Origin of the sequence: Mycolicibacterium baixiangningiae (genome assembly GCF_016313185.1) — a bacterium.
In the GTDB taxonomy this organism is placed as follows: Bacteria; Actinomycetota; Actinomycetes; order Mycobacteriales; family Mycobacteriaceae; genus Mycobacterium; species Mycobacterium baixiangningiae.
The window spans coordinates 2,991,939-3,015,968 of record NZ_CP066218.1 but is presented as its reverse complement, the minus strand read 5'-3'; the positions used below and the strand labels follow the sequence as shown (position 1 = coordinate 3,015,968).

The 24,030-nt window shown below is 68.2% G+C and carries 21 protein-coding genes and 1 pseudogene; 11 read left to right on the top strand and 11 right to left on the bottom strand.

What is annotated here, in order from left to right:
- Positions 1-48 precede the first annotated feature (48 nt).
- The 9 genes and pseudogenes from I7X18_RS13995 to I7X18_RS13955 all read left to right on the top strand — a co-directional run bounded on the left by I7X18_RS13995 (position 49) and on the right by I7X18_RS13955 (position 10,024).
- Positions 49-2,111: pseudogene (locus I7X18_RS13995) on the top strand (adenylate/guanylate cyclase domain-containing protein).
- Positions 2,108-3,505 carry a mechanosensitive ion channel domain-containing protein gene (locus I7X18_RS13990; protein WP_193048087.1) on the top strand — a complete coding sequence of 466 codons (1,398 nt, stop codon included), beginning with the start codon at positions 2,108-2,110 and terminating at the stop codon, positions 3,503-3,505. The pseudogene I7X18_RS13995 and the gene I7X18_RS13990 overlap by 4 nt, the downstream one beginning before the upstream one ends.
- Positions 3,506-3,651: 146 nt before the next feature.
- The gene (locus I7X18_RS13985) at positions 3,652-4,644 is read left to right on the top strand and encodes an esterase family protein (RefSeq protein ID WP_193048088.1); all 993 of its coding nucleotides are present in this window, start codon (positions 3,652-3,654) and stop codon (positions 4,642-4,644) included.
- 127 nt (positions 4,645-4,771) lie between these two features.
- Complete coding sequence (locus I7X18_RS13980) at positions 4,772-5,248, top strand: hypothetical protein (protein WP_193048089.1); 477 nt, start codon at positions 4,772-4,774, stop codon at positions 5,246-5,248.
- A 65-nt stretch (positions 5,249-5,313) separates the two neighbouring features.
- On the top strand, positions 5,314-7,635 hold the full coding sequence (gene lon / locus I7X18_RS13975; protein WP_193048090.1) for an endopeptidase La: 2,322 nt from the start codon (positions 5,314-5,316) through the stop codon (positions 7,633-7,635).
- Between the two features lie 87 nt (positions 7,636-7,722).
- A complete protein-coding gene (locus I7X18_RS13970; RefSeq protein ID WP_193048091.1) occupies positions 7,723-7,911 on the top strand; it encodes a hypothetical protein in 189 nt (62 codons plus the stop codon).
- An 81-nt stretch (positions 7,912-7,992) separates the two neighbouring features.
- Complete coding sequence (locus tag I7X18_RS13965; RefSeq protein WP_193048092.1) at positions 7,993-8,622, top strand: HhH-GDP family DNA glycosylase; 630 nt, start codon at positions 7,993-7,995, stop codon at positions 8,620-8,622.
- Complete coding sequence (locus tag I7X18_RS13960) at positions 8,619-9,353, top strand: DUF72 domain-containing protein (protein ID WP_193048093.1); 735 nt, start codon at positions 8,619-8,621, stop codon at positions 9,351-9,353. The genes I7X18_RS13965 and I7X18_RS13960 overlap by 4 nt, the downstream gene beginning before the upstream one ends.
- Before the next feature lie 47 nt (positions 9,354-9,400).
- Positions 9,401-10,024: a hypothetical protein gene (locus I7X18_RS13955; protein ID WP_193048094.1), complete on the top strand. Its 624-nt coding sequence runs from the start codon at positions 9,401-9,403 to the stop codon at positions 10,022-10,024.
- A 115-nt stretch (positions 10,025-10,139) separates the two neighbouring features.
- Here the strand turns inward: I7X18_RS13955 and xypA are convergent, their stop codons facing one another.
- Genes xypA through I7X18_RS13905 form a run of 10 tightly spaced genes read right to left on the bottom strand, consistent with a single transcriptional unit; the run spans position 10,140 to position 20,517 of the window.
- Positions 10,140-11,195: a sugar ABC transporter xylitol/L-sorbitol-binding protein XypA gene (gene xypA / locus I7X18_RS13950; RefSeq protein WP_193048095.1), complete on the bottom strand. Its 1,056-nt coding sequence runs from the start codon at positions 11,193-11,195 to the stop codon at positions 10,140-10,142.
- 46 nt (positions 11,196-11,241) lie between these two features.
- Positions 11,242-12,291 (bottom strand): substrate-binding domain-containing protein, encoded by a 1,050-nt coding sequence (locus I7X18_RS13945; RefSeq protein ID WP_193048096.1) that lies wholly within the window; start codon positions 12,289-12,291, stop codon positions 11,242-11,244.
- Between the two features lie 47 nt (positions 12,292-12,338).
- Complete coding sequence (locus I7X18_RS13940; protein ID WP_193048097.1) at positions 12,339-13,367, bottom strand: ABC transporter permease; 1,029 nt, start codon at positions 13,365-13,367, stop codon at positions 12,339-12,341.
- Positions 13,364-14,929 (bottom strand): sugar ABC transporter ATP-binding protein, encoded by a 1,566-nt coding sequence (locus tag I7X18_RS13935; protein WP_193048098.1) that lies wholly within the window; start codon positions 14,927-14,929, stop codon positions 13,364-13,366. The genes I7X18_RS13940 and I7X18_RS13935 overlap by 4 nt, the downstream gene beginning before the upstream one ends.
- Positions 14,930-14,931: 2 nt before the next feature.
- Positions 14,932-15,978, bottom strand: a complete 1,047-nt coding sequence (locus I7X18_RS13930) for a zinc-dependent alcohol dehydrogenase (RefSeq protein ID WP_193048099.1) — start codon at positions 15,976-15,978, stop codon at positions 14,932-14,934.
- Entirely contained in the window at positions 15,972-16,739 is a 768-nt protein-coding gene (locus tag I7X18_RS13925; protein ID WP_193048100.1) for an SDR family NAD(P)-dependent oxidoreductase, read from the bottom strand. Before I7X18_RS13925 ends, I7X18_RS13930 begins: the two co-directional genes overlap by 7 nt.
- Positions 16,736-17,764: an NAD(P)-dependent alcohol dehydrogenase gene (locus tag I7X18_RS13920; protein ID WP_193048101.1), complete on the bottom strand. Its 1,029-nt coding sequence runs from the start codon at positions 17,762-17,764 to the stop codon at positions 16,736-16,738. The genes I7X18_RS13925 and I7X18_RS13920 overlap by 4 nt, the downstream gene beginning before the upstream one ends.
- A gap of 7 nt (positions 17,765-17,771) precedes the next feature.
- Entirely contained in the window at positions 17,772-18,419 is a 648-nt protein-coding gene (locus I7X18_RS13915; RefSeq protein WP_193048102.1) for a beta/alpha barrel domain-containing protein, read from the bottom strand.
- The gene (locus I7X18_RS13910) at positions 18,416-19,903 is read right to left on the bottom strand and encodes an FGGY family carbohydrate kinase (RefSeq protein WP_193048103.1); all 1,488 of its coding nucleotides are present in this window, start codon (positions 19,901-19,903) and stop codon (positions 18,416-18,418) included. The genes I7X18_RS13915 and I7X18_RS13910 overlap by 4 nt, the downstream gene beginning before the upstream one ends.
- Positions 19,900-20,517, bottom strand: a complete 618-nt coding sequence (locus I7X18_RS13905) for an SIS domain-containing protein (protein ID WP_226864319.1) — start codon at positions 20,515-20,517, stop codon at positions 19,900-19,902. The genes I7X18_RS13910 and I7X18_RS13905 overlap by 4 nt, the downstream gene beginning before the upstream one ends.
- Positions 20,518-20,693: 176 nt before the next feature.
- Here I7X18_RS13905 and I7X18_RS13900 point away from each other — a divergent pair, with 176 nt between their 5' ends.
- Entirely contained in the window at positions 20,694-21,614 is a 921-nt protein-coding gene (locus tag I7X18_RS13900; protein ID WP_193048105.1) for a sugar-binding transcriptional regulator, read from the top strand.
- Positions 21,615-21,645: 31 nt separating this feature from the next.
- Positions 21,646-22,416 (top strand): SDR family oxidoreductase, encoded by a 771-nt coding sequence (locus I7X18_RS13895; protein ID WP_193048106.1) that lies wholly within the window; start codon positions 21,646-21,648, stop codon positions 22,414-22,416.
- Here the strand turns inward: I7X18_RS13895 and I7X18_RS13890 are convergent.
- A complete protein-coding gene (locus I7X18_RS13890; RefSeq protein ID WP_193048107.1) occupies positions 22,409-23,887 on the bottom strand; it encodes an acetyl-CoA acetyltransferase in 1,479 nt (492 codons plus the stop codon). The two genes, I7X18_RS13895 and I7X18_RS13890, sit on opposite strands and share 8 nt — an antisense overlap.
- Between the last annotated feature and the right edge of the window lie 143 nt (positions 23,888-24,030).

The window sequence follows — 24,030 nt, the reverse complement described above, 5'->3', positions numbered from 1 at the left end:
CGCGCACCCGTGCTGTCACGGGTGAGCATCCAGTCCAAATTGCTGATCATGCTGTTGGTGACCAGCATCCTGTCCGCCGCGGTCGTCGGGTTCATCGGTTATCAGTCCGGGCGTTCGTCGCTGCGCACGTCGGTCTTCGACGCACTGACCGAGCTCCGCGGGGCGCAGTCCCGCCAGCTCGAGGCGGAGTTCAGCGACCTGAAGAACTCGCTGATCGTCTACACCCGCGGCGCCACGACGACCGAGGCGCTCGCCGCCTTCACACCGGCGTTCGACGAGCTGGCCGACGCCACCATCAGCCCGCAGCAACAGCAGTCGATCGACGACTACTACCGCGGCCCGTTCGCCGAGGCGAAGTTCGAGCAGACCGGGCAGCGACTCGACAGCGAGGCGCTGATCCCCACGTCGAACGCCCAGCGGTATCTGCAGGCGCAGTACACGGCGCAGTACCCGGACTGGACTGCCGCGATCAAGGTCGACGACGTCCGCGACGGCAGCTCCTGGTCGGCGGCGAACGCGCGGTTCAACGAGTACTTCCGGGAGATCGTGACCCGGTTCGGTTTCGAGGACGCCCTGCTCCTCGACACCCGGGGCAACGTCGTCTACAACGCGTACAAGGGGGTCGATCTCGGCACCAACATCGTCACCGGCCCGTACCGGGAGGGCGACCTGCGCGACGCGTATCAGAAGGCGTTGGCCTCCAACGCCGTCGACTACGTCGGCGTCACCGACTTCGCGGACTACATCCCCGCCGACGAGCCCACCGCGTGGATGGTCGCGCCGGTGAGGTCGGCGGGCCGGGTCGACGGAGTGCTCGCGCTGCAGTTCCCGGTATCGAAGATCAACCGGATGATGACGGCCGACGAGCAGTGGCAATCAGCCGGTATGGGCCGCACCGGGGAGACCTTCCTGGTCGGGCCCGACGACCTGATGCGGTCGGATTCCCGGCTGTTCCTCGAGAACGCCGAGCAGTTCCGCAGTGATGTCGTGGACGCGGGCACCCCGCCCGAGGTGGCCGACCAGTCGCTGCGGCAACGCGGCACCACACTCGTGCAGCCGGTGGCGACCGAGGCGACCCGGCAGGCGCAGCGCGGCCAGACCGGCACCATCGTGGAAACCGACTATCTCGGTCACGACACCCTGCAGGCATACGCACCGGTCAACCTGCCGGGACTCAACTGGTCGATCGTCGCCAAGATCGACACGTCCGAGGCGTTCGCGCCGGTGGCCGCCTTCACCCGAACCCTGGTGCTCTCGACCGTGGTGATGATCTTCGTGGTGTGCGTGGCCGCCATGCTGTTGTCCCGGCTGTTCGTCAGGCCGATCCGCCGGGGCTGGAGGCCGGCGCGCAGCAGATCGGCGCCGGTGACTACCACGTGACGCTGCCGGTGCAGTCCCGCGACGAATTCGGCGATCTGACAACAGCTTTCAATGCAATGAGCCGCAACCTCGCGATCAAGGACGAACTACTCACCGAACAGCGCAAGGAGAACGACCGGCTCCTGCACTCGCTGATGCCGGAGTCGGTGGTGGCGCGCTACCGCGAGGGCGAGGAGACCATCGCCCAGGACCACCAGAACGTCACCGTGATCTTCGCGGACCTGGAGGGCCTCGAAGAAGTCACCGCGGGGTTGTCATCCGACGAGGCGCTCGGCATCGTCAATTCGTTGGTGCGGCAATTCGACGCCGCGGCCGACAATCTCGGTGTCGAGCGGATCCGCACACTGCACAACGGATATCTGGCCAGCTGCGGTCTGACGGTGCCGCGGCTCGACAACGTCCGTCGCACGGTGGATTTCGCGGTCGAGATGCAGCACATCGTCGCACGGTTCAACGAGGAGACCGGGGGTTCGCTGCTACTGCGGGCCGGCATCGACACCGGCACCGTCATCAGCGGTCTGATCGGGCGCAACAGCCTGGCCTACGACATGTGGGGTGCCGCAGTGAACCTCGCCTACCAGGTGAAGAGCGGGTCGCCGCAACCCGGCGTGTACGTGACCACCCAGATCTATGAGGCCATGCGCGACAGCCACAGCTTCACCGCAGCGGATGACATCCCGATCGACGGCGCCGCGCAACCGATCTGGCGGCTGGCGGACCGGCAATCGTGACCAGCGTGTTCGAGGCGACGTGGTTCTACTGGGCCGTCGGCGTCGCGATCGGTTTCCCGTTGATCCTGGTTGCCCTCACCGAGGCGCACAACGCGCTGCGGCGGCGCGGCAGCATCCTCGCGCGGCCGCTGCACCTGCTGCGCACGTACATCCTGCCGCTGGGCGCACTGCTCGTGCTGCTGGTGGGGGCGATGCAGATCTCGGGCGAGGCCACGCCGGTGCGCGTCGTCGCCACCGTGTTCGGCTTCGTGGTGCTGGTGCTGCTGCTGTCCGGCCTCAACGCCACGCTCTTCCAAGGCGCGCCGGAAGGCAGCTGGCGCAGGCGGGTTCCCTCGATCTTCCTCGACGTGACACGGTTCGCGCTCATCGCGCTCGGCGTCGGGCTGATGTTGGCCTACATCTGGGGTGCCAACGTTGGCGGTCTGTTCACCGCCCTCGGCGTGTCCTCGATCGTGCTGGGTCTGGCGCTGCAGAACTCCGTCGGCCAGATCATCTCGGGACTGCTCGTACTGTTCGAGCAACCGTTCCAGCTCGGCGACTGGGTCGACACCGAGTCGGCGAGCGGCCGTGTCGTCGAGGTCAACTGGCGCGCCACCCATATCGACACCGGCAGCGGTCTGCAGATCATGCCGAACTCGTTGCTGGCGGCGTCGTCGTTCACCAACCTCAGCCGGCCCCCGGGCACCCACTCGATCATCGTCAACACGGTGTTCGCGCCCAACGATCCGCCCGACGACGTCTGCGAGATGCTGACCACCGTCGCGCGGACCCTCCCCCATCTGGCCGACCACTCGCTGCCGTCATCGGTGCCCACCGGCGGCACCGGCTATCAGACGGCGATCCCGCTGCGCTCCCCCGCCGATGACGTCGCGACACGCGCGACGTTCCTGCGGTGGACCTGGTACGCCGCGCGACGCGCCGGCCTGCACCTCGACGAGGCCGACGATGAGTTCGCCACCCCCGAACGGCTCCAGGAGGCGTTGCGGACCATTGCCCCCACGCTGCGCCTGTCGCCCGCCGATCAGCGGGAGTTGTTGCCGCACATCAGGATCACGCGCTACGGCGCCGACGAGGTGGTGCAGACCGCAGGGCAGGTCCCGAAACGGATGACATTCGTCGTCGACGGCCGCATCCAGCTCGTCGCGGCCGGCCCCGACGGTTCGATGGTGCCCGTCCGCGTGCTGGAACAGGGCGACTTCCTCGGACAGACGGCGCTCACCAGGGAACCTGTCAGGGCGGGCGCTCATGCGCTCGAAGAGGCTGCGGTGGTGCTCATCGAGCGCGCCGACATCGAGGAACTGGTTGCGCGGAAACCGTTGCTCCTGCAGGACATCGGACGAGCGATCGAGGACCGCAAGGCCGACGTCCGCCGGGCGCTGGGCGCGGGTTCGTAACGGGCTGAGTCGCAATCGTTGCCCAACCGCGATATCGCGGTCCCGTGTTGGTGCGCGTGTGACGCGTGTGGCGCCTGTTTCATAGGGACCGATAAGCGACGGCAATTGCTTGTGGCATGCAGATGAAAGGTGGGTGGCTTGCCGTTATGAAACTCCTCAGCACGTTGCGAAACTGGAGGCGCCGGTTGGCGGTGGTCGCGGTCGCCGCGGCCACGCTCCCGGGCCTGATCGGCTTCGCCGGGGGTTCGGCGACCGCGGGTGCGTTCTCCCGGCCGGGCCTTCCCGTCGAGTACCTCGATGTGTTCTCCCAGTCGATGAACCGCAACATCCGTATTCAGTTCCAGGGCGGTGGCCCGCATGCGGTCTACCTGCTCGACGGACTCCGCGCACAAAACGACTACAACGGCTGGGACATCAACACCCCCGCCTTCGAGTGGTACCACCAGTCGGGCCTGTCGGTCGTGATGCCCGTCGGCGGCCAGTCCAGCTTCTACACCGACTGGTACCAGCCGTCGCGGGGTAACGGCCAGGACTACACGTACAAGTGGGAGACGTTCCTGACCCAGGAGCTGCCCGCGTGGCTGGAGGCCAACCGCGGCGTCTCACCGAACGGCAATGCGGTGGTGGGCCTCTCGATGGCAGGCAGCACGGCGCTGACCTACTCGATCTACTACCCGCAGAAGTTCATCTACGCGGCATCGCTGTCGGGCTTCCTCAACCCGTCCGAGGGTTGGTGGCCGATGCTGATCGGGCTGGCGATGCAGGACTCCGGTAAGTACAACGCCGAGAGCATGTGGGGCCCGTCCAGCGATCCGGCGTGGAAGCGTAACGACCCGATGGTGAACATCAACCAGCTGGTCGCCAACAACACCCGGGTGTGGATCTACTGCGGCACCGGCACACCGTCGGAGCTCGACGCCGGCACCGCCGGTGGCAACCTGATGGCCGCGCAGTTCCTCGAAGGGTTCACGCTGCGGACCAACATCACCTTCCGCGACACCTACATCGCCGCGGGCGGCACCAACGGGGTGTTCAACTTCCCGTCGAACGGCACCCACGCCTGGGGCTACTGGGGACAGCAGCTGCAGCAGATGAAGCCGGATATCCAACGGGTTCTCGGCGCCCAGGGTGCCGTCTAGATCCACCCACAACCAGGGAGCCTGCCGTCACCCCCACGGCAGGCTCCCTGCCGTTGTGTGGGGGTCCCGCCGACCGCGCTCCGCAAACGCCCCACTGGATGCGCCGTCATCGCCTTAGAGTGACGCAATGGTCGACGACGGCGATGCCGTGACACACATCGAACTTCAGCAGCGGGTGGATCCCGGCGCTCTGGCGTTGGCCACCGTGGGCGGCGCGGTCGCCTTCATCTTCGCCGGCGACGACTGGGATGTGCTCGCCGTGGTGATCGGCCTCCTGCTGCTCATCATCCTGCTGGCTCACCACCGCCCTGCGCCGACCGTCCGCACACCCCGGGCGCTGCTGCTGCGCGGGGCGTTCGGCGCCACCACCGGGCTCGCGTTCTGCATCGCCGTGGCGCCGGCCATCCAGTTCGGGATCATCGGACCGTTCTTCCACAGCGAGGACGAGGAGGGTTACTCGTTCGACGCCTGGAACACCACGGTGGCACTGTCGATGCTGTGGGCCGTGGTCGCGGCGCTGCTCGCCGTATGCGAACCCCGGGTGGCGCGCTGGCTCGACCGGCCGCGGCGGGGTCGGATGCCGCATCCGGCCGGCGAGCAGTAACCCGGCCGGGAACAAACGACCCCACACCAAGGTTGAGTCGGTCAGACTGAACTTTGGAGGATCACATGGCTCAAGCCGCATCAGTGCCGGTGTTGTTCTCGAGCGACGCGATCGTGCTGCCCGGCATGGTCGTGCCGATCGAACTGGACGAGACCGCACGTGCCGCCGTCGACGCCGCCCGCGCCACCGAATCCGGTGAATTGCTCATCGCCCCGCGGCTGGGCGACCGCTACCCCACCTACGGTGTGCTCGCCACGATCGTGCAGGTCGGCCGCATCCCCGGCAACGGGACCGCGGCCGTCGTACGCGGTAAGAGCCGCGCGCACATCGGCGCCGGTACCAGCGGGCCCGGTGCGGCGTTGTGGGTCTCGGTCGAGGAAGTGCCCGAATCCGAGATCACCGACGACACCCGCACCCTGGCCGCGGAGTACAAGAAACTGCTGCTGGCCATGCTGCAGCGCCGCGAGGCCTGGCAGATCATCGACGTGGTCAACGAGTTGACCGATCCGTCGGCGCTGGCCGACACCGCCGGCTACGCGTCCTACCTCACACAGGTGCAGAAGCGTCAGCTGCTGGAGACACCCGAGGTGGCCGAACGGCTGCGCGCACTCATCGACTGGACGGGCGAAAACCTGGCCGAGGTCGAGGTCAGCGACAAGATCGCCGAGGACGTCCGGTCCGGGATGGAAAAGCAGCAGAAGGAGTTCCTGCTGCGCCAGCAGCTCGCCGCGATCCGCAAGGAACTCGGCGAAGGCGAACCCGAAGGCTCGGATGACTACCGCTCCCGCGTCGAGGCCGCCGATCTGCCCGAGAAGGTGCGGGAGGCCGCACTGCGCGAAGTCGGCAAGCTCGAACGCTCCAGCGAGCAGAGCCCCGAGGGCGGCTGGATCCGCACCTGGCTCGACACCGTGCTGGACCTGCCGTGGAACACGAGCACCGAGGACTCGACCGACCTGAAGAGGGCCCGCGAGATCCTCGACGCCGACCACCACGGGCTCGACGACGTCAAGGACCGCATCGTCGAGTACCTGGCCGTGCGTGCGCGGCGCGCCCAGCGGGGCATGGCCGTGGTCGGTGGCCGCGGGTCCGGCGCTGTCATGGTGCTGGCCGGTCCCCCCGGCGTCGGCAAGACGTCGCTGGGTGAATCGGTGGCACGGGCGTTGGGCCGCAAGTTCGTTCGCGTCGCCCTGGGTGGCGTGCGCGACGAGGCCGAGATCCGCGGTCACCGGCGCACCTACGTCGGCGCCCTGCCGGGCCGCATCGTGCGCGCCATCGGCGAAGCGGGTTCGATGAACCCCGTCGTCCTGCTCGACGAGATCGACAAGGTCGGCAGCGACTACCGCGGTGATCCCGCCGCGGCGCTGCTCGAGGTGCTCGACCCGGCGCAGAACCACACGTTCCGCGACCACTACCTCGATCTCGATCTCGACCTGTCCGACGTCGTGTTCCTGGCGACGGCCAACGTCATCGAGAACATCCCGCAGGCCCTGCTGGACCGCATGGAGCTGGTCCAGATCGACGGCTACACCTCCGACGACAAGGTCGCGATCGCGCGTGACTTCCTGCTGCCCCGGCAGCGGGAGCGGGCGGCGCTCACCACCGACGAGGTGACCGTGACCGACGCGGCGTTGCGAAAGATCGCCGCGGACTACACCCGCGAACCCGGTGTGCGGCAGTTCGAACGGCTGCTGGCCAAGGCGATGCGCAAGGCCACCACCAAACTCGCCGCGGACCCGACGCCGTTGACGATCGACGAACCGGACCTGGTCGGCTACCTGGGGCGTCCGCGCTTCATGCCGGAGTCGGCCGAGCGCACCGCGGTGCCGGGTGTGGCGACCGGGCTGGCCGTCACGGGGCTCGGCGGCGACGTGCTCTACATCGAGGCCGGATCCACCGACGGTGAGCCGGGGCTGCAGCTCACGGGTCAGCTGGGCGACGTGATGAAGGAGTCGGCGCAGATCGCGCTGTCCTATGTGCGCGCCCACGCCGCCGAACTGGGCGTCGATCCCAAGGCGCTGGACCGGCGAATCCACGTCCACGTGCCCGCGGGCGCCGTCCCGAAGGACGGTCCGTCGGCGGGTGTGACGATGGTGACCGCGCTGGTGTCGATGGCGACCGGACGGCAGGTGCGTTCGGACGTCGGGATGACCGGTGAGGTCACGCTCAACGGCCGCGTGCTGCCGATCGGCGGGGTCAAGCAGAAGCTGCTGGCCGCGCAGCGCGCCGGGCTGTCGACGGTGTTCATCCCGCAGCGCAACGAGGCCGACCTGGACGACGTGCCGGCCGAGGTGCGCGACGCGCTGGAGGTCAAACCGATGACCGACGTCGCCGACATCGTCGCGCAGGCACTCGAGCCGGCCGCGCAACCGTCGACGCTGGCCGCCTGAGCCCACGAGCAGACGCAGACTCGCACGATCAGCCGCTGATTCGTGCGAGTTTGCGTCTGCTCGCCGTTGTGGGGTACTCCCCCGGTCGTGAAATTCGTGCTGGAAGTCAACCTGCCCGAGGATTCCGACGTGAACGGCGAGCTCGCCGGCATCCTGTCGGACCTGGCCGGCGAAATGAACGACCTCACCGAGCTCGAACCGGGCGACAAACAGGACATCCACGACTCGAGCCATGCGCGGGTGGGTTCCTGGCACGTCACCGCCGACGCAGAATGAGCACGTGGGCTACGACCCGCCGCCAGCGTTCCCGTCCAGGTAGCCGGTTCACCACCGCCGCACGCGGGTAATGAATTCGCCATGGGCGCATCGCAGCAGATCGTTCAGCGCCTGCGAGATCAGGCAGGTCAGACCTACGCAGAGGAGGCGGGTATCGCTCTCGCCGACAAACCGATGCCGCTGTTCCAGCTGCTGGTGCTCTGCATGCTCGCCAGCAAGCCCATCGATGCGACGGTCGCGATGCGGGCCGCCCGCGAGCTGTTCTCAGCGGGTGTGCGGACCCCCGACGCCGTGCTCGACACCGACCGGACGACCATGATCGCCGCATTCGGCCGAGCCGGATACGCCCGGTACGACGAGAGCTCGGCGACCCGCCTGGTGGAGTTGGCCCGCGCCGTACGCGAGGACTACGGCGGCGACCTGCGCCGGCTCGGCGAGAACCACGACCCCGAAACAGCTCGGCGAAAACTGCAGGAGTTCAAGGGAATCGGTGACACCGGATCCAGCATTTTCCTTCGCGAGGTGCAGGACACCTGGACGTGGCTGCGGCCCTACTTCGACGAGCGCGCGCTCGACGCCGCGGCACGACTCGGACTACCGGCCGACCCGGCGACACTGCAGCAGTTGGCCCCCGACGGTACGGCCGCCCTCGCGGCGGCACTGGTGCGCGCGGCCCTCGACGACGATCTGCTCGACCGGGTGCGCGGATGATCCGCATCGGCACCTCCGGCTGGTCCTACGACCACTGGACCGGCGTGCTCTATCCGGAGCGCACACCGGTGGCCAAACGGCTCGGCCTGTACGTCGCGGAATTCGACACCGTGGAACTCAACGCGAGCTTCTACCGCTGGCCGCGCGACGCAACCTTCGAGGGCTGGCACCGACGGCTCCCCGAAGGCTTCACGATGTCGGTCAAGGCGCACCGCGGGCTCACCCACTTCCGCAGGCTGACCACCCCGGAACCGTGGGTGGAACGCTTCGAACGGTGCTGGACCGCGCTCGGTGACCGGCGCGAAGCCCTACTGGTTCAACTGCACCCCGCCATCGAGCGGGACGACGCCCTGCTCGATCACTTCCTGACGGTGATGCCGGACTGGATCCCCGTCGCCATGGAGCTGCGCCACGCGTCCTGGGACGATCCGGCGGTGTACGGACTCCTCGAACGCCACCGCGCCGCCTACGTTGTCATGAGCGGTGCCGGGCTGAAGTGCGTGCCGCGGGCGACCAGCGATCTGGTCTACCTGCGGATGCACGGCCCGAGCCAGGATTCGCTGTACGCCGGGTCCTATCCCGACGACGTCCTGCACCGGTGGGCCGACCGAATCGTCGAGTGGGACGCCGAGGGCCGCAACGTGCTGGTCTACTTCAACAACGACCTCGGCGGACATGCCGTGCACAATGCCCGCACCCTGCGTCACCTGCTGGCCGCGCGCGTCGGCTGACCCCGCGGGCACGCCGCGAACCGCGTGCGGCACGCTAGGGAACCGACATGCGCGCATCACCTGTGATCCCGGCGGCACTGGCCGCGGCGGCGGTGCTGGCCGCCTGCACCGGACCCGCGGTGGTCACCACCGACGAGCGGGGGCCCGCCGCGTCGGCGTCGCCCGCCGCGCCACCACCGCCCCCGCTGAACAACACCAACCTGGTCAACGCCTTCTATTTCGGCGCACCGGTCGACGGCTTCACGCAGTACTTCTTCACCACGCCGTCGGGCCGTTGGGACTGTGCGATCGTGCCGCGGGTGCAGGCCGGCTGCCAGGCGGCCGACGGCGCCGCGCTGGGCATCGACGGGGCGCCCGAGACGGTGACCGATGCCGCCGGGGAGGAAGCCGACCCGAACGCGATCGTGGTCGGCCGCGACGGTGAGCCGGCGTTCGTGGCGCTCGAAGAGGCGTCGTTCACCCCGGGCACCGCACCGGCCAACGTCATAAAGTTCAACCAGGTCCTGGCCGTGGCCGGATTCCGCTGCAACGTACAGGAAGCCACCGGCGTCTCGTGCCTGAGCGAGCGCAGCGGGCGGGGCTTCACCTTCTCCGCGGACGGTTACACACCGCAGTACATCGAGGTCCCTGCCGGCGCGCCGGTCGCACCACCGACGTCGACCACCCGGTAGGACCGTCGACTGTGAAGTCATTGCCGAAGAATCGGCCGGAAATGCGCAACAGCTTCACATTCGACGAAGAGCGGGCCCGGTCGACGACCGGGCCCGCTGTTCGCTCGGACAAACGTCAGGGCTGCGGCTGCGTCTGACCCGGGATGCCCTCGTAGGCGATGTCGCCGGTCTGCAGGTTCTTCTCGGTCAACTCGACCAGACCCTCGAGGAACGCGGAGCGTTCGGTCACCACATGCTGGATCGCGACGTCGACGTTGTCCTTGGTGATGGCGGGCATGACGTAGACCGGGTCGGTCTTGACGTCCTCACCCTTGACCAGTGCGTCGGCGACGGCGAGGCCCGCGGACAGCTCCACGGTGCCGTTCTGCAGCGAGGTGCCGATGAACTCACCGCTCTTGACCGCGTTGAGGCCGTCCTCGATGCCGTCGATGCCGACGATCGGCACGTCGGTGCGGCCGGCTTCCTTGAGCGCCTGCAGGGCCCCGAGGCCCATGTCGTCGTTCTGCGCCACCACACCGTTGATCTGCGGGCCGAAGCTCGAGATCCAGTTCTTCATCTTGTTGACGGCCTCGTCGCGCTTCCAGTTCGCGGTGTCCTTGGCCAGCACCTTGATGTCGGGATACTTGGCGAGCACGTTGTCGATGCCCTTGCCGCGGTTGATCTCCCCGGAGCCGCCGAGGGGGCCCTGCAGCACCACGATGTTGCCACGCCCGCCGAGGCGGTCGGCCATCATCTGCATCTCCTGCTCACCGGCCGCCACATCGTCGGGCTGCACGTCGCCGGCCAGATCCGGGGTCTCCAGTGCGGCGTTGACCGCCAGCAGCGGGATGCCCTTCTCCTTGGCGGAGGCGACCTGCGGCGCGAGCGAATCCGCCTGCACCGGAACGACGATGATCGCGTCGACACCCTGGTTGATCAGCGAGTCGACCTGGCTGGCCTGCGTCGAGACGTCGTTGTTGGCCGAGTTCCACACCAGCTCGATGTTCTTGGCCTTGGCATAGGTGTCCATACCCTCTTTGCCCTCGGTGATGAACGAGCTCATGTCGTACACCGTCACACCGATGCGGGTGGTGTCGCTGTTGGCCTCCGTGTCACCCGCCCCGCACGCCGTGAGGCCGAGCCCCAGCACCCCGGCGGCAGCGATCGCACCGAACTTCGTTGTCAGTGTCATCTGTTGTTGTCTCGCTCTCTTTCGATGTGAACTACTCATTTGGCGATCACGGCTGCTTCTGACCGGGGATGCCCTCGTAGGCGATGTCACCGGTTTCGAGGTTCTTGTTGGTCAGATCGGTCAGGCCGTCGAGGAACTTCTGCCGCTCGGTCACCACGTGCTCGATCGCGACGTCGACGTTGTCCTTGGTGATGGCGGGCATCACGTACACCGGTTCGGTGTCCACCTGTTCGCCCAAGGCCAGCCGGTTGGCGACCGCGAGCCCGGCGGCCAGTTCGACGGTGCCGTTCTGCAGTGAGGTGCCGATGAACTCACCCGTCTTGACCGCGTTGAGACCGTCCTCGATACCGTCGATCCCGACGATCGGGACGTCGTTGCGGCCGACCTCTTTCAGCGCCTGCAGCGCACCGAGACCCATGTCGTCGTTCTCGGCGACCACACCGTTGATCTGCGGCCCGAAGCCGGAGATCCAGTTCTTCATCTTGTTGACGGCCTCGTCGCGCTTCCAGTTCGCGGTGTCCATCGCCAGGATCTTGATATCGGGATAGCGCGCGAGCACGTTGGTGATGCCCTTGGTGCGGTCGATCTCGCCGGACTGCCCGAGCGGGCCCTGCAGGACCACGATGTTGCCGCGCCCCCCGAGGCGCTCGGCCATCATCTGCATCTCCTGCTCACCGGCCGCCACGTCGTCGGGTTGCACGCTCGCCGCGACATCGGGGTTGTCGAGCGCGGCGTTGACGGGGACCAGCGGGATGCCCTTGGCCTTGGCCGACGCCACCTGCGGTGCGAGCGAATCCGCCTGCACCGGGACGACGATGATCGCGTCGACGCCCTGATTGATCATGGAGTCGACCTGGCTCGCCTGAGTCGACACGTCGAGATTGGCCGAGTTCCACACCAATTCGATGTTGTTGTCTTCGGCGTAGGCCTCCATCCCCTCCTTGCCCGCGGTGATGAACGAGCTCATGTCGTACACCGTGACGCCGATTCGGGTGGTGTCGCCGTCGGCTTCGGTGTCGCCCGCCCCGCAGGCGGTCAGGCCGAGGCCCAGCACGGCCGCCGACGCAATGGTGAACGTCTTTGTCCCCAGTGTCATATGCCTTCTCTTCTCTATATTCCGGTGTGGATGAACACGTGCTCAGGTCACGTTCGCCGTTTCGAGGACCACACGTCGATGGCGACCGCGGAGACGATCAGCACGCCCTTGATCACGTCCTGCCAGTACGCGGGCACCACCAGGATGTCGAGACCGTTGTTCAGCGTCTGGATCATCAACAGGCCCAACGCCGTTCCCCAGATGGTGCCTCGTCCACCCATCAGGCTGGCGCCGCCGATGACGACAGCCGCGATGGCGTCCAGTTCGTAACCCTGGCCGAGGTTGGGCGGTCCGGAGATCACTCGGGAGGCCAGCATGACACCGGACAGACCGGCGAGCAGGCCGGAGAATGCGTAGACGCTGAACAGCACGTTCTTGGCGTTGATACCCGCGATCTCGGCGGCGTTTCGGTTGCCACCGACGGCGTAGACGCGCATGCCGTAGGTGGTGCGTTTCATGATGATGGCCAGAGCGATGATGCCGATGATCATCAGGAGCACCGGGATCTGCAGGCCCAGGATCTTGGTGTTGGCGATCGACCCGAACTCCGCGGGCAGGCCGTTGATCGGTGCGCCGCCACCGATCACATACGCAGCTCCGGAGCCCGCGGTCAAGGTACCCAACGTCGCGATGAACGGTGGAACGTTCATCCGCGACACCAGGATCCCGTTCAGCGAACCCACGATGAGGCCAACGCCCATCGCGACGAGCACCGTCATCCAGACCTGGCCGGGGTTGGCCTTGGCGGTAGCGGCACCCGCCATGGCCGAGACGGCGATGACGCTGCCCACCGACAGGTCGATGCCGCCGGTGAGGATCACCAGCGTCTGGCCGAGCGCGATCAGCGCGAACGGCGCTGCGGCGACCAGGATGGTGACGAGGTTGTCCACCGTCGAGAACCGCGCGCTGCGGTAGCTGAAGTAGAAGATCACCATCAGCAGGATGATGAACATGGCATAGCGCAATGCCATGGCGCCGAGCCATTCCCGGGAGAACAGTTTCACGGGTTCACCGGTGATCGGTGACGCTACGACGGCGCCTCCGGATTCCGGTGCAATGTCTTCTTTGGTGCTCACGATGCTGCCTCCTGGTTCTTGCGCGTTGAATCCCCCGTCGCTTCGCTCTCCCCGGCGGGTCTGGCCTCCAGCGCGGTCGCCATCCTGAACACCGACTCCTGGACCTCCGGATGGTCGAGGGCCTCGCGGTCGAGTTCTCCGACCAGGGCGCCGTCACGCATGACGAACGCCCGGTGCGAGAGGCCGACGACTTCGGGCATGTCCGAGGACGCCATCAGCACGGCCATGCCCTGCCCGGCGAATTCGGTGATGATGCGGTAGATCTCACTGCGCGCGCCGACGTCGACGCCGCGCGTGGGCTCGTCGAGCAGCAGCACGTTGACCTTGCCGGTGAGCCAGCGGGCCAACACGACTTTCTGCTGGTTACCGCCGGAGAGCGTGCCGACCTCCTGGGACAGGTTCCGGCTGCGCAACCGCACCGACTTCATCACGTCCGACACCGCTGTGGTGCGCGCCTTGCCACGCAGCCAGCCGAGGACGGAGAACGCCGAGAGCCGGGGCAGAGAACCGTTGTCCAGAACGCTCATCGACAGGACCACGCCGGAGAGCTTGCGGTCCTCGGGCACCATGGCCATGCCTTCGGCGATGGCGGCGGCCGGTGAGTTGCGCTTGACGAGCTTGCCGCGCACGAGGATCTCGCCCGCGGTGCTGTGCCGGGCCCCGAAGACGGCCTCCAGCAGCTCGGTACGTCCCGCACCGACCAGCCCTGCCAGCCCGACGATCTCGCCGGCCCTGACGGTGAACGACACCGGTTCGGTGGCACCCTCGACGTGCAGACCCTTGACCTCGAGCACGGTTTCGTCGGAGGGCTGTGGACGTTCGGGGAACAGCGCCTCGAGTTCGCGGCCGATCATGGCGGTCACGATGTCGTCGTCGGAGACCTCGCCGATCTCTTCGTCCAGGATCAGGCCGCCGTCGCGCAGCACCACCACCCGGTCGGCGATGGCGCGGATCTCGGCCATCTTGTGGGTGGTGTACACCATCGCCACGCCCTGCTCGCGCAACCGGCGCACGATCGAGTACAGGCCTTCGACCTCACGCTCGGAGATCGCCGAGGTCGGCTCGTCGAGCATCACCACCTGTGCGCCGGTCCGCGCGGCCTTGACGATCTCGACGATCTGGCGCAGACCGACCGGCAGGCTGCCCATCCGCGCGGTCGGCGAGATGTTCACGCCGAAAACCGCCAGCGCGTCGGTGGCCTCGGCGATCATCGCCCGGCGGTTGAGAAACGGGCCGACCGTGAGTTCCCGTCCCACGAAGAGGTTTTCGTAGACCGTCATGTCCTCGATGGAGGCCAACTCCTGCGGCACGATGGCGACCCCGTGCTTGACGGCGTCCTTGGTGTTCCCCGAGGCGAGCTCGTTGCCCTGCACGGTGACGGTGCCGTGGTCGGCGGTGTACTGGCCGCTGATGATCTTCATCAGCGTCGACTTGCCTGCGCCGTTCTCACCGGCCAACGCGGTCACGGTGCCGGGTTCGAGGTGCAGGGTGATCCCCTTGAGGACCGGCACCCCGTGAAAACTCTTCTCGATGTCAGTGCATTCGAGCAGCGGCTGTGCCATCGCTAACTCCCCACCGTCACGAGCACTTTGACGTTCTCCGGATCAGCCGAAGCGGCGAACGCCTGCGCCGCCTGGTCGATATCGAAGTCCGCGCTGATGATCTCGTCGACCGGGACGATGCCCGACGACAGCAGGTCCATCGCGGCGGTGAAGTCCTCGCGGACGTACATCAGGTTGCCCACCAACGCCAGTTCGCGGTCCTGGATGAGCCCGAGCGGCACGGGGGTGGAGCCTTCGGCGACGCCGACGACCATCACCGCACCGCCCTTGTCGACGAGGTCGACCGCGAGCGCGACGGTGCTCTCCCGTGAGACGCAGTCGACGACCACGGCGGCCGGCCCGCCGAGCATCCGCTGCGCCGTGGTGACCGCATCGTCGGCGGTGGGGTCGAAACTGCCCACGGCGCCGAGGCGTTCGGCGCGGGCTCGTTTGGATTCGAGCAGGTCGGCGACGACGACCCGCGCCCCGGCGTGCCGGGCGGCCAGCAGCGTGAACAGCCCGATGGGCCCGGCGCCGATCACCACGACCGCCCGGTCGCGAAGGTCTCCGACCAGTTCGGCCGCGCGCCGGACGGTGTGCACGGGGGTGGCCAGCGGTTCGATCAGGATGGCGTGACGGTCGTCGAGTTCGTCGGGCAGCGCGACGAGGCGGTCGACGGGGATGGTGAAGGAGTCGGTGAGCGCTCCCGCGGTCTGACAGCCGAACACCAGCAGTTCCCGGCAGATGTTGTAGCGGCCCGCCCGGCACTGGGTGCAGTGCCCGCAGGCGAGGTTGGGTTCGATGGTCACCCTTGTGCCGAGCCACTTCTCGTCCACTCCGGTGCCGACGGCGTCGACGACCCCGACCGCCTCGTGCCCGGGGCGGTAGGGCAGCTCGATGAACGGATGCCTCCCGCACGCGGCGTGCAGATCCGACCCGCAGATGCCGACCACCGACGTCCTGACCCGCGTCTCTCCCGGTTGCGGGCTGTGCGCCACCTCGGTCTCGACGACGACGTCGTCGAGCGACGACACCACCACCCGCCGGTTGGCGGTGACCGGCGTCACCACGCTGTGTACCCGCCGTCGGCGACCAGCACCGAACCGGTGATGAAGGACGACGCATCGCTGGCCAGGAACACCACCGACGGTGCGATCTCCTCGGGCATGGCGTAACGCAGCATCGGGGTGTCGTCGATCCAGTGCTGCTTGAACTCCGGCTTGTCGACGGGGGCCATCTCGGTCTTGCAGTAGCCGGGCGCCAGCGCGTTGACCCGGATCCCCAACGGGCCCCACTCGGCGGCAAGCGATTTCGTCAGATGGTGCACCGCGGCCTTGGAGGCGTTGTAGGCGGGCTGCATCTGCGGCCGGTTGACGATCAGCCCCGACATGGACCCGATGTTGATGATGGAGCCGCTGCCGCGTTCACGCATGTGCTTACCCGCGGCCAGCGAGCACGCCCACAACGCCTTGACGTTGAGGTCGAAGACCGCATCCCACTGTTCCTCGGTGACGTCCCAGGATTCGGCGTGGTAACAGGTGCCCGCATTGTTGACCAGGATGTCGACGTGCCCGAGTGCGGACACGGCCTCGTCGGTCATCCGGTCGACATCGGCCTGGCGGGTGATGTCGGCGGTGATCGGATGCAGCGTGACCCCCTCTGCAGCAGCCTCTTCCACGACCTTTGCGTTGCGCTCGGCGCTGCGTCCGGAGATGGCGACGGTAGCGCCGGCCTGGGCCAGTCCGAGGGCGAACGCCCGGCCGAGGCCTTGGTTGCCACCTGTCACCAGCGCGGTGCGGCCGGTCAGATCAAATGGGTTCTTCTGCGTCATGAGGGGTTCACAATCGACTTGAGGCTGGCTGGGTCGGTGTCACTGTCGAGGGCGTCGGCCACGTGTTCCAGGTCGTAGCGGCCGGTGACCATGGCGTCGAGATCCACGGCGCCGGAGTTGACGAGATGTATTGCCGCAGGCCAGGTGTCGGTGTAGCGGAAGACACCGGTGACGGTGATCTCGAGATTCGCGATGTGGCTGACCGGCAGAGCGTACTCGTCGGCACCCATGCCGACCAGGACCACCCTGCCGGCCGGGCCGACGGCCTTGATGCCGCTGACCACAGCCGCGGGAACCCCGGTGGCGTCGACGAACGCGTCGACGGGTTCGATGGTCGACACGTCGACCGCCGTGGGGTCGAGCACCTCGGTGGCGCCGAACGCCAACGCCTTCTCCCGGCGCGACGGCACCAGGTCGGTGACGACGATGCGGGCGGCGCCGAACGCGCGGGCCGCCTGCGCGCAGATGACGCCGATCGGGCCTGCACCGGCGATCAGGACAGACGATCCGGGGACTATCCCCGCTTTCCGCATCGTGGTGATGGCCACCGACAGGGGTTCGAGCAGCGCGGCGGCGTCGTCGGACATCGAATCCGGTACGGCGTGGGCGAAGTCGTCGTCGATGACGACGTAGCGGCAGAACGCGCCGTCGATCGGCGGGGTGGCGTAGAACTTCATCTCGGGGCACAGGTTGTAGCGGCCGGCCTTGCACTGCTTGCAGCGACGGCACGGATGCTGCGGCTCCACCGCGACGCGCTCCCCCACCCGGCCGGCATCCACGCCCTCGCCGACGGCGGCGATGCGCCCGGACAGTTCGTGGCCGAGGATCATCGGCTCCTCGACGACGAAGTCGCCGATCCGGCCGTGGCGGTAGTAGTGCACGTCCGATCCACACACCCCGACCGCGGCCACCTCGACGAGCACTTCGTGCGGACCCGGAGCCGGCACCGGCCGCTCCTCGATCTGCAGCATGCCCACTCCGGTCATGACGCTCGCGCGCATGGTGCCGTCCTGTACAGCTGTCATCTCACTCTCACTCTCCCTCTCCGTCTGCGGCGCCGGACAGCAGCGCGCGTCCGACCACCATCGATTCGACGCCTGCCGTGACACACAGCGGCGCAATGTCTTTCATGACCCCGCCGTCGACGATCACCGGTAGTCGGGCCGCGAGTGCTCTCACGATGGCCAATCGGTCGGTCCGGCAGCGGGCGCGGGTACCCGGCTCGATGAGCATCACCAGCACCCCGTCGGGAGGTGTCGGCCACGCGGGGGCACCGGTCGCGTCCCACTCCTGCCACAGCGCAACCCAGGCCGAGCCGCCGGCGTCTCGTACGGCGTTCGCGCGCTCCTCGGTGAACGCCGCCCAGGGCAGGAACACCTTCTGCGGCGCGTGCGACAGCACGTCCGGTAGTGCGTCGTCGACGAATCCGGACGAGCCGATCAGGTGGACGTCGAACCGAGACGGGCCGAGCGCCGTGGCGATGTCGGACAGTTCGGCGGGGCTGACGCCTGCGGGCAGGCCTTCGCCGTCGGCCATCACGTCGACGTGCACATCGATCCCGGCGTCACGCATCATCAGGGCGGCCGCGGTTCGAGCCTCCGGTGACACCGCATACACCGAACCGGCGAGCAGACCGGGGAACTCCCGGTGCCACGGCGCCAGCGTCGCGGTGGCGGTCACCGGTGGGCTCCGGACTCCAGCAGCGGCGACGCCGCGAGTTCCGCCCAGCGAGCCCGCAGCGCGGTGAGGTCGCGACCGGTGTGCCGCGGCGAAACGCGGTGCCGCTGCTGCGGTTGCCACTGTTTGGCGAGGTCGACGAGTCCGGCGATGTCGCGGCCTGTCACGACGGCGGCGGACTGGATGCAGGCTCCGCGCGCGGTGGCCTCGTCGGCGTCGAGCACGGTGACCTCGTCGTCGAGCAGATCGGCCAGCATCTGCAGGGTGGCCGGGGAGCGGGTGCCGCCACCGACCGCGGTCGCGGCGCCGCTGACGTCCACACCGCAGGCGCGCAGACTGTCGCGTGCGCTCATCAACGACAGCAGCGGCCCTTCCACGAACGCCCGCGCCAGTTCCTCGCGGGTGGTGTGCGAGGTGAGGTCGGCGAAGGCGCCGCGCGCGTCCGGACGGTCGGGTTTGCGTTCGCCGTCGAGGAACGGCACCAGCACCGGCCCCTGCGTGTCGCCGGCGCCCAGCGCGAGGTCGGCCAGCCCGGCCAGGTCGGTACCCAGCAGCCGGGCGGCGACGTCGGACACCCGCGCCGAGTTGAGGGTGCTCACCAGCGGCAGGTAGCCACCGGTCAGGTCGGCGACCCCGTCGACCATGCCGAGCGGATCGAAAACCGTTGTGCGCGAACTCGTTGCGACCACGCCCGACGTGCCGATGCCGATGTACTGATCGCCGTCACGCAGGCCCAGGCCGAGGTAGGCGGCGTGCTGGTCGCCGCCGCCCGGTCCGACCACCACATCGCCGTCGAGGCCGAGGACCTCGGCGGCGGCCGGGCGCAGCGTGCCTGCGGGCTCACACGGCGCGAGGACCGTCGGCAGCATCGAGTCCCAGTCCCGCACACCGCCGGCCATCTCCAGATAGTCGGTGATCCAACGCCCGGTCCGGATGTCGAAGTATCCGGTGCCCGACGCCTCGGACCGATCGGTCACCCGGCGCCCCGTCAACCAGTGCGTCAGGTAGTCGTGCGGAAGCAGGACCGCCGCCGCCCGGTCGAGTACCTCGGGTTCGTGTTCGGCGACCCACGCGAGTTTGGCGATGGTGAACGCCGCGGTCGGCGCCGACCCGGTGCGGTTGATCCACGCCGGCACACCGATGCGGTCGACGAGTGCGGTCAGTGCCGGGGCGCCGGTGGTGTCGTTCCACAGCTTTGCCGCGCGCAGCGGGTTGCCGTGCAGGTCGAGGAGGACCAGACCGTGGCACTGGGCGGCCACCGACATCGCGCGGATCACCGGTGGCCGGGGACAGTCGGCGATGGCAGCGCGGGTGGCGTTGGCGAGGGCCGACACCCATTCGAGCGGATGCTGTTCGCTGCGGGGTGGGAACGCCGGCGGATGGGGCGCCGCACCACGACCCAGCAGTTCTCCGGTGGTCAGATCGCGGATCTCGACTTTGCACGACTGCGTCGACGAATCCACGCCCAGCACAGCTGATTCGGTCATGGGCGCACCACCGGCGCCGACTCGTCGCCGGGGCGGTGCCCGCGGGCCCCGACCCCACCGGCGGGGTGGCTGTGCACGACGTCGTGCAGGGTGTGGCGGCGCAGTGCCATCGACACCACCGCGAGCGCGTCACCCCAGGCCCCGACGACCAGTGTGCTGGCCATCGCGATCATGCCGCCGGGGTCGGCGTCCGACGCGGTGCGGGGTAGTTCCTGGACCTGCGTCGCGGCCAGCGCGAACGGGCTTGCGGCGTCCTCGGTGACCGCCACGACGTCGACCCCGCGTTCGACCAGACGCTCGGTGAGGCTGGTCAACTCGGCCGACCGGCCGGTCTTGGAGATGGCCAGCACCAGGTCGTCGGGGGTCACCGCGCCCATACCGCCGTGCAGTGCGTCCATGGCGGGCAGGTACAGGGCGGGGGTGCCACACACCGACAGCAGGTGGGCCAGGCGTTCGGCCATGATCCCCGACGTGCCCGCGCCGGTTGTGACCACCTTGCCGGTCACCTCGAGCAGACGACGGGCCACCGCGACCACACCCTCCTCGACGAAGCCGGTGAGCCCGGCGACCGCAGCGGCCTCACGGGCGAGCACCTCGCCGGCGAGAGTCGTCAAGCCGGGATCATCCGTACACACTCTCGGCCTCCGGTCAGGTCACATCCGCTCATCTGTACGGTGAGCTACTCATCTGAGGGGTTGTGGCGTGGATCATGCTATGCCCTATGCTCATATGTCAATGCGCCTGCACATATGTGCAGCAAGTGCTCGGGCTTCGCGAAGGAGGCGGCGGAGTGGGACCGGATGAGCTGTTCCAGCGGGCCGTGATCGCCCGCCGCTATTACCTCGAGGGGCGCACCCGAATCCAGATCGCCGAGGAGTTCGGCCTCTCGCGGTTCAAGGTCGCCAGGATGCTCGACGAGGCCCTTGAATCCGGGATGGTGGAGATCAAGATCCACGATCCCGGCGCGATCGACGTCGAACTGTCCACCGAACTCCAGCGCCGTTACGGACTCGAACACGCCTACGCCGTCGCCTGCGATACCGCCAACGCCGCCGACCGCATCGAGGCCGTGGCCAAGGCGATGGCCGAACTGCTGCAGTCGATCCTGCGGGCCGGGGACGTCGTGGGCGTCGACTGCGGGCGCACGCTGACCCATATCGCCGCCTACCTCAGCGCGCTGCCGGAATGCGATGTGGTGCAACTGACCGGGATGGTTGGGGCGATCACCTCCAACGGCACCGATCTGGTCCGCCGGATCAGCGAGATCAGCGGGGGCCGGTCGTGGCCGATGTACGTGCCACTCGTGGTGCCCGACGCCCGCACCGCCGAAAGCCTCAGCGGCAACCAGCAATTGCAGGAGACCGTCGCCCGACACGGTGACGTCAGCTGCGCGATCATCTCCGTCGGCGCGTGGAACCCGGGCGCCTCGCAGGTGTACCAGTCGCTCACGACCGAGGAGATCCGGGCGTTGGACGCGGCCGGCGTCTGCGCGGAGACCTGCGCGCTGCTGCTCGACGCGGACGGAAACCGCGTGCCCGGGCTCGACGAGCGGCGGATGGGCATCGCCGAGGGGACCCTGCGCGCGATTCCGACCAGGATCGCACTCGCGACAGGAGCCGAGAAGGCCGCGGCCACCCGCGCGGTGCTCCGCTCGGGCCTGGTCTCATCGTTGGTCACCGACATCGACGTGGCCAGAGCAGTACTGCAGTGAACGCACCAATGCGCCACCGGGAAAGGACGACATGACCGACGCCGAACTGACTGTGGATCTGGACTTCTCGTTGACGGGGAAGGTCGCACTGGTCACCGGCGGCGCGTCGGGCATCGGGGCGGCGATCGCGGAAGCGTTCGCCGTCAAGGGCGCCCGTGTGGCGGTGGCCGACCTGAACGAATCGGGCGCGCAGGCAACCGCCACGGCACTGTCCACCGATAGCCGTGGATTCCGTTGCGACGTCAGCGATCCCGGGTCGGTCACGGCCACGGTCGACGCGGTGACCGAGACTTTCGGCAGGCTCGACATCCTGGTCAACAGTGCCGGAATCGCCCGCCTCGCTCCCGCCGAGGAACTGTCGCTCGCCGACTGGGAGTCGACCATCGACATCAACCTCAAGGGCACGTTCTTGATGTGTCAGGCGGCGGGCCGCCGGATGCTCACCTCCGGTGGCGGCAGCATCGTCAACCTCGCGTCGCAGGCCGCCACCGTCGCGCTGGACCAGCACGTCGCCTACTGCGCATCGAAGTTCGGAGTGGTCGGTGTGTCCAAGGTGCTGGCCGCCGAATGGGGCGGCCGCGGGGTGCGGGTCAACACGATCTCACCGACAGTGGTGCTCACCGAACTGGGCCACCGGGCCTGGGACGGCCCCCGCGGTGACGCCCTCAAGGCGCTCATCCCGATCGGGCGCTTCGCCTACCCGGCCGAGATCGCCGCGGCGGCAGTGTTTCTCGCCTCGGACGCGGCGGCGATGATCACCGGCGCCGACCTGGTGGTCGACGGCGGCTACACCATCAAGTAGCCAGGCGGGCGGTGCCGTCGGCGTGCACCGTCACTGCCGTGCCGGCGATGTCACCCTCGACGGTTGCCGCGGCGTCGTCCGGGTCCCGGATCACCGCCAGCGTGCGGGCGCCATCGGGTGTGCGCACCGCGAGAAAAGCCTTCTCGGGCACACCGTCACGGCCGAACGGCGTGGTCCACGACTCGACCCTCCCGACACCGGACCACTCCACTGCGAGCGTGCGAGTCGGCTCCCGGTCCACCTCGGATTGCACGTCTTCCCAACGGAATTCGCGCTGGGGCGGCTCGGTGCCGTACACGCCGAAACTGTGCTTGGTCAGGTATCCCCCGTTCGCGGTGATCAGGCCGCGCTGCCCCGGGTTGGCGGTCAGCCGTTCGGCCATCGTCGCGATCGAGTGCGAGACGTAGTTGTTCCACGGACCGCCGGCGAACGTCAAACCCCCGGTCACCGTGAGCGGACGCGCCGGATCACCCACCGGCAGGCCCAGCTCGATGGCCGCGACCTGCACCGCCGACGGGAAACACGAGTACACGTCGATCAGGTCGAGGTCGTCGACGGCGGCGCCCGCCAGCTCCAGCGCCCGCTGACCGGCGATCCGGATCGCCGGTGACCGGTGGAACTCCGCGCGCTCGCCGATGGCGTAGGTGTCGTGCGAATCGGTGCCCGAGTGCGGGAACACCCAACGCTCCGAAGGGATGTGCAGTCGCCGTGCCGTCTCGACCGACGTCAGTACGAGTACCGCACCCTGGTCGACCATGTTGTTGGAGTTCATCAGCTTCGGATAGGGCCAGCTGATCATGCGGTTGTCCGGGCCGGGCTGCCAGATCGCGTCGGCGGCCAGGGCGTCGCGGCGCCAGGCGTGCGGATTGTCGGCGGCCATCGCGGAGAACTGCGCCCACAGTTCGCCGATCCTGCGCCGGTGTTCGTCGGGCGTCTCACCGGCTGCGATGCGCACCGCCTGTTCGAACATCGGATACACATAGGAGGGCCGGTCCAGCTGGATCCGGTTCTCGGCGTCCCCGGCCATCGGCACGTTGTCGTCGCCGCCCTCGGCCCGCGGCACGGACTCGTCCTGGCGCGTCCAGTTGGGCTTCTGGTTCTTGGCGCGCAAACGTGTTCGGGTACGCCATGTTTCGGCGCCGGCGATCAGAACCACCCCGGCCCGCCCGGACTGGATGTCCAGACACGCCTGATTGACCAGGCTCTGCGGTACGTTCCCACCGATGCCCGTGTAGCGGGTGACCGCCTTGTCCGCACCGATGCGCTGTGCCAGCAGCAGCCCCGGATCGCGGTAGCGCCAGGACAACAGGTTGACCACCCGCACGGCGTCGACCGCTTCGAGCACCTTCGCATCGACCGCCTCACGGGCCGCGGCCTCCATCAGATCGACGGGTTCGATCTCGGGCCGGTCGTCGTGCTGGTTCACCTGTCCATAGCCGACGAGCACCGGGGTGTGAGCGGGCGAAGGCATCCAGACTCCTCTACGCAGAGTTGACAGGTGTCAAAGTACTCAGTGTGCCGCCACACATAAAGGGAAACACAACCGGGTACCAGGAACTCACATGCTGTTCACCATGCGCGACGACAATGCTCGGCATGCGCAGCCAGATCACC

Coding starts and splice junctions, on each gene's coding strand:
- I7X18_RS13985 (WP_193048088.1), top strand. CDS start 3,652: ATGAAACTCCTCAGCACGTTGCGAAACTGGAGGCGCCGGTTGGCGGTG.
- I7X18_RS13980 (WP_193048089.1), top strand. CDS start 4,772: ATGGTCGACGACGGCGATGCCGTGACACACATCGAACTTCAGCAGCGG.
- lon (WP_193048090.1), top strand. CDS start 5,314: ATGGCTCAAGCCGCATCAGTGCCGGTGTTGTTCTCGAGCGACGCGATC.
- I7X18_RS13965 (WP_193048092.1), top strand. CDS start 7,993: ATGGGCGCATCGCAGCAGATCGTTCAGCGCCTGCGAGATCAGGCAGGT.
- I7X18_RS13960 (WP_193048093.1), top strand. CDS start 8,619: ATGATCCGCATCGGCACCTCCGGCTGGTCCTACGACCACTGGACCGGC.
- I7X18_RS13955 (WP_193048094.1), top strand. CDS start 9,401: ATGCGCGCATCACCTGTGATCCCGGCGGCACTGGCCGCGGCGGCGGTG.
- xypA (WP_193048095.1), bottom strand. CDS start 11,195: ATGACACTGACAACGAAGTTCGGTGCGATCGCTGCCGCCGGGGTGCTG.
- I7X18_RS13945 (WP_193048096.1), bottom strand. CDS start 12,291: ATGACACTGGGGACAAAGACGTTCACCATTGCGTCGGCGGCCGTGCTG.
- I7X18_RS13935 (WP_193048098.1), bottom strand. CDS start 14,929: ATGGCACAGCCGCTGCTCGAATGCACTGACATCGAGAAGAGTTTTCAC.
- I7X18_RS13925 (WP_193048100.1), bottom strand. CDS start 16,739: ATGACGCAGAAGAACCCATTTGATCTGACCGGCCGCACCGCGCTGGTG.
- I7X18_RS13920 (WP_193048101.1), bottom strand. CDS start 17,764: ATGACAGCTGTACAGGACGGCACCATGCGCGCGAGCGTCATGACCGGA.
- I7X18_RS13910 (WP_193048103.1), bottom strand. CDS start 19,903: ATGACCGAATCAGCTGTGCTGGGCGTGGATTCGTCGACGCAGTCGTGC.
- I7X18_RS13895 (WP_193048106.1), top strand. CDS start 21,646: ATGACCGACGCCGAACTGACTGTGGATCTGGACTTCTCGTTGACGGGG.
- I7X18_RS13890 (WP_193048107.1), bottom strand. CDS start 23,887: ATGCCTTCGCCCGCTCACACCCCGGTGCTCGTCGGCTATGGACAGGTG.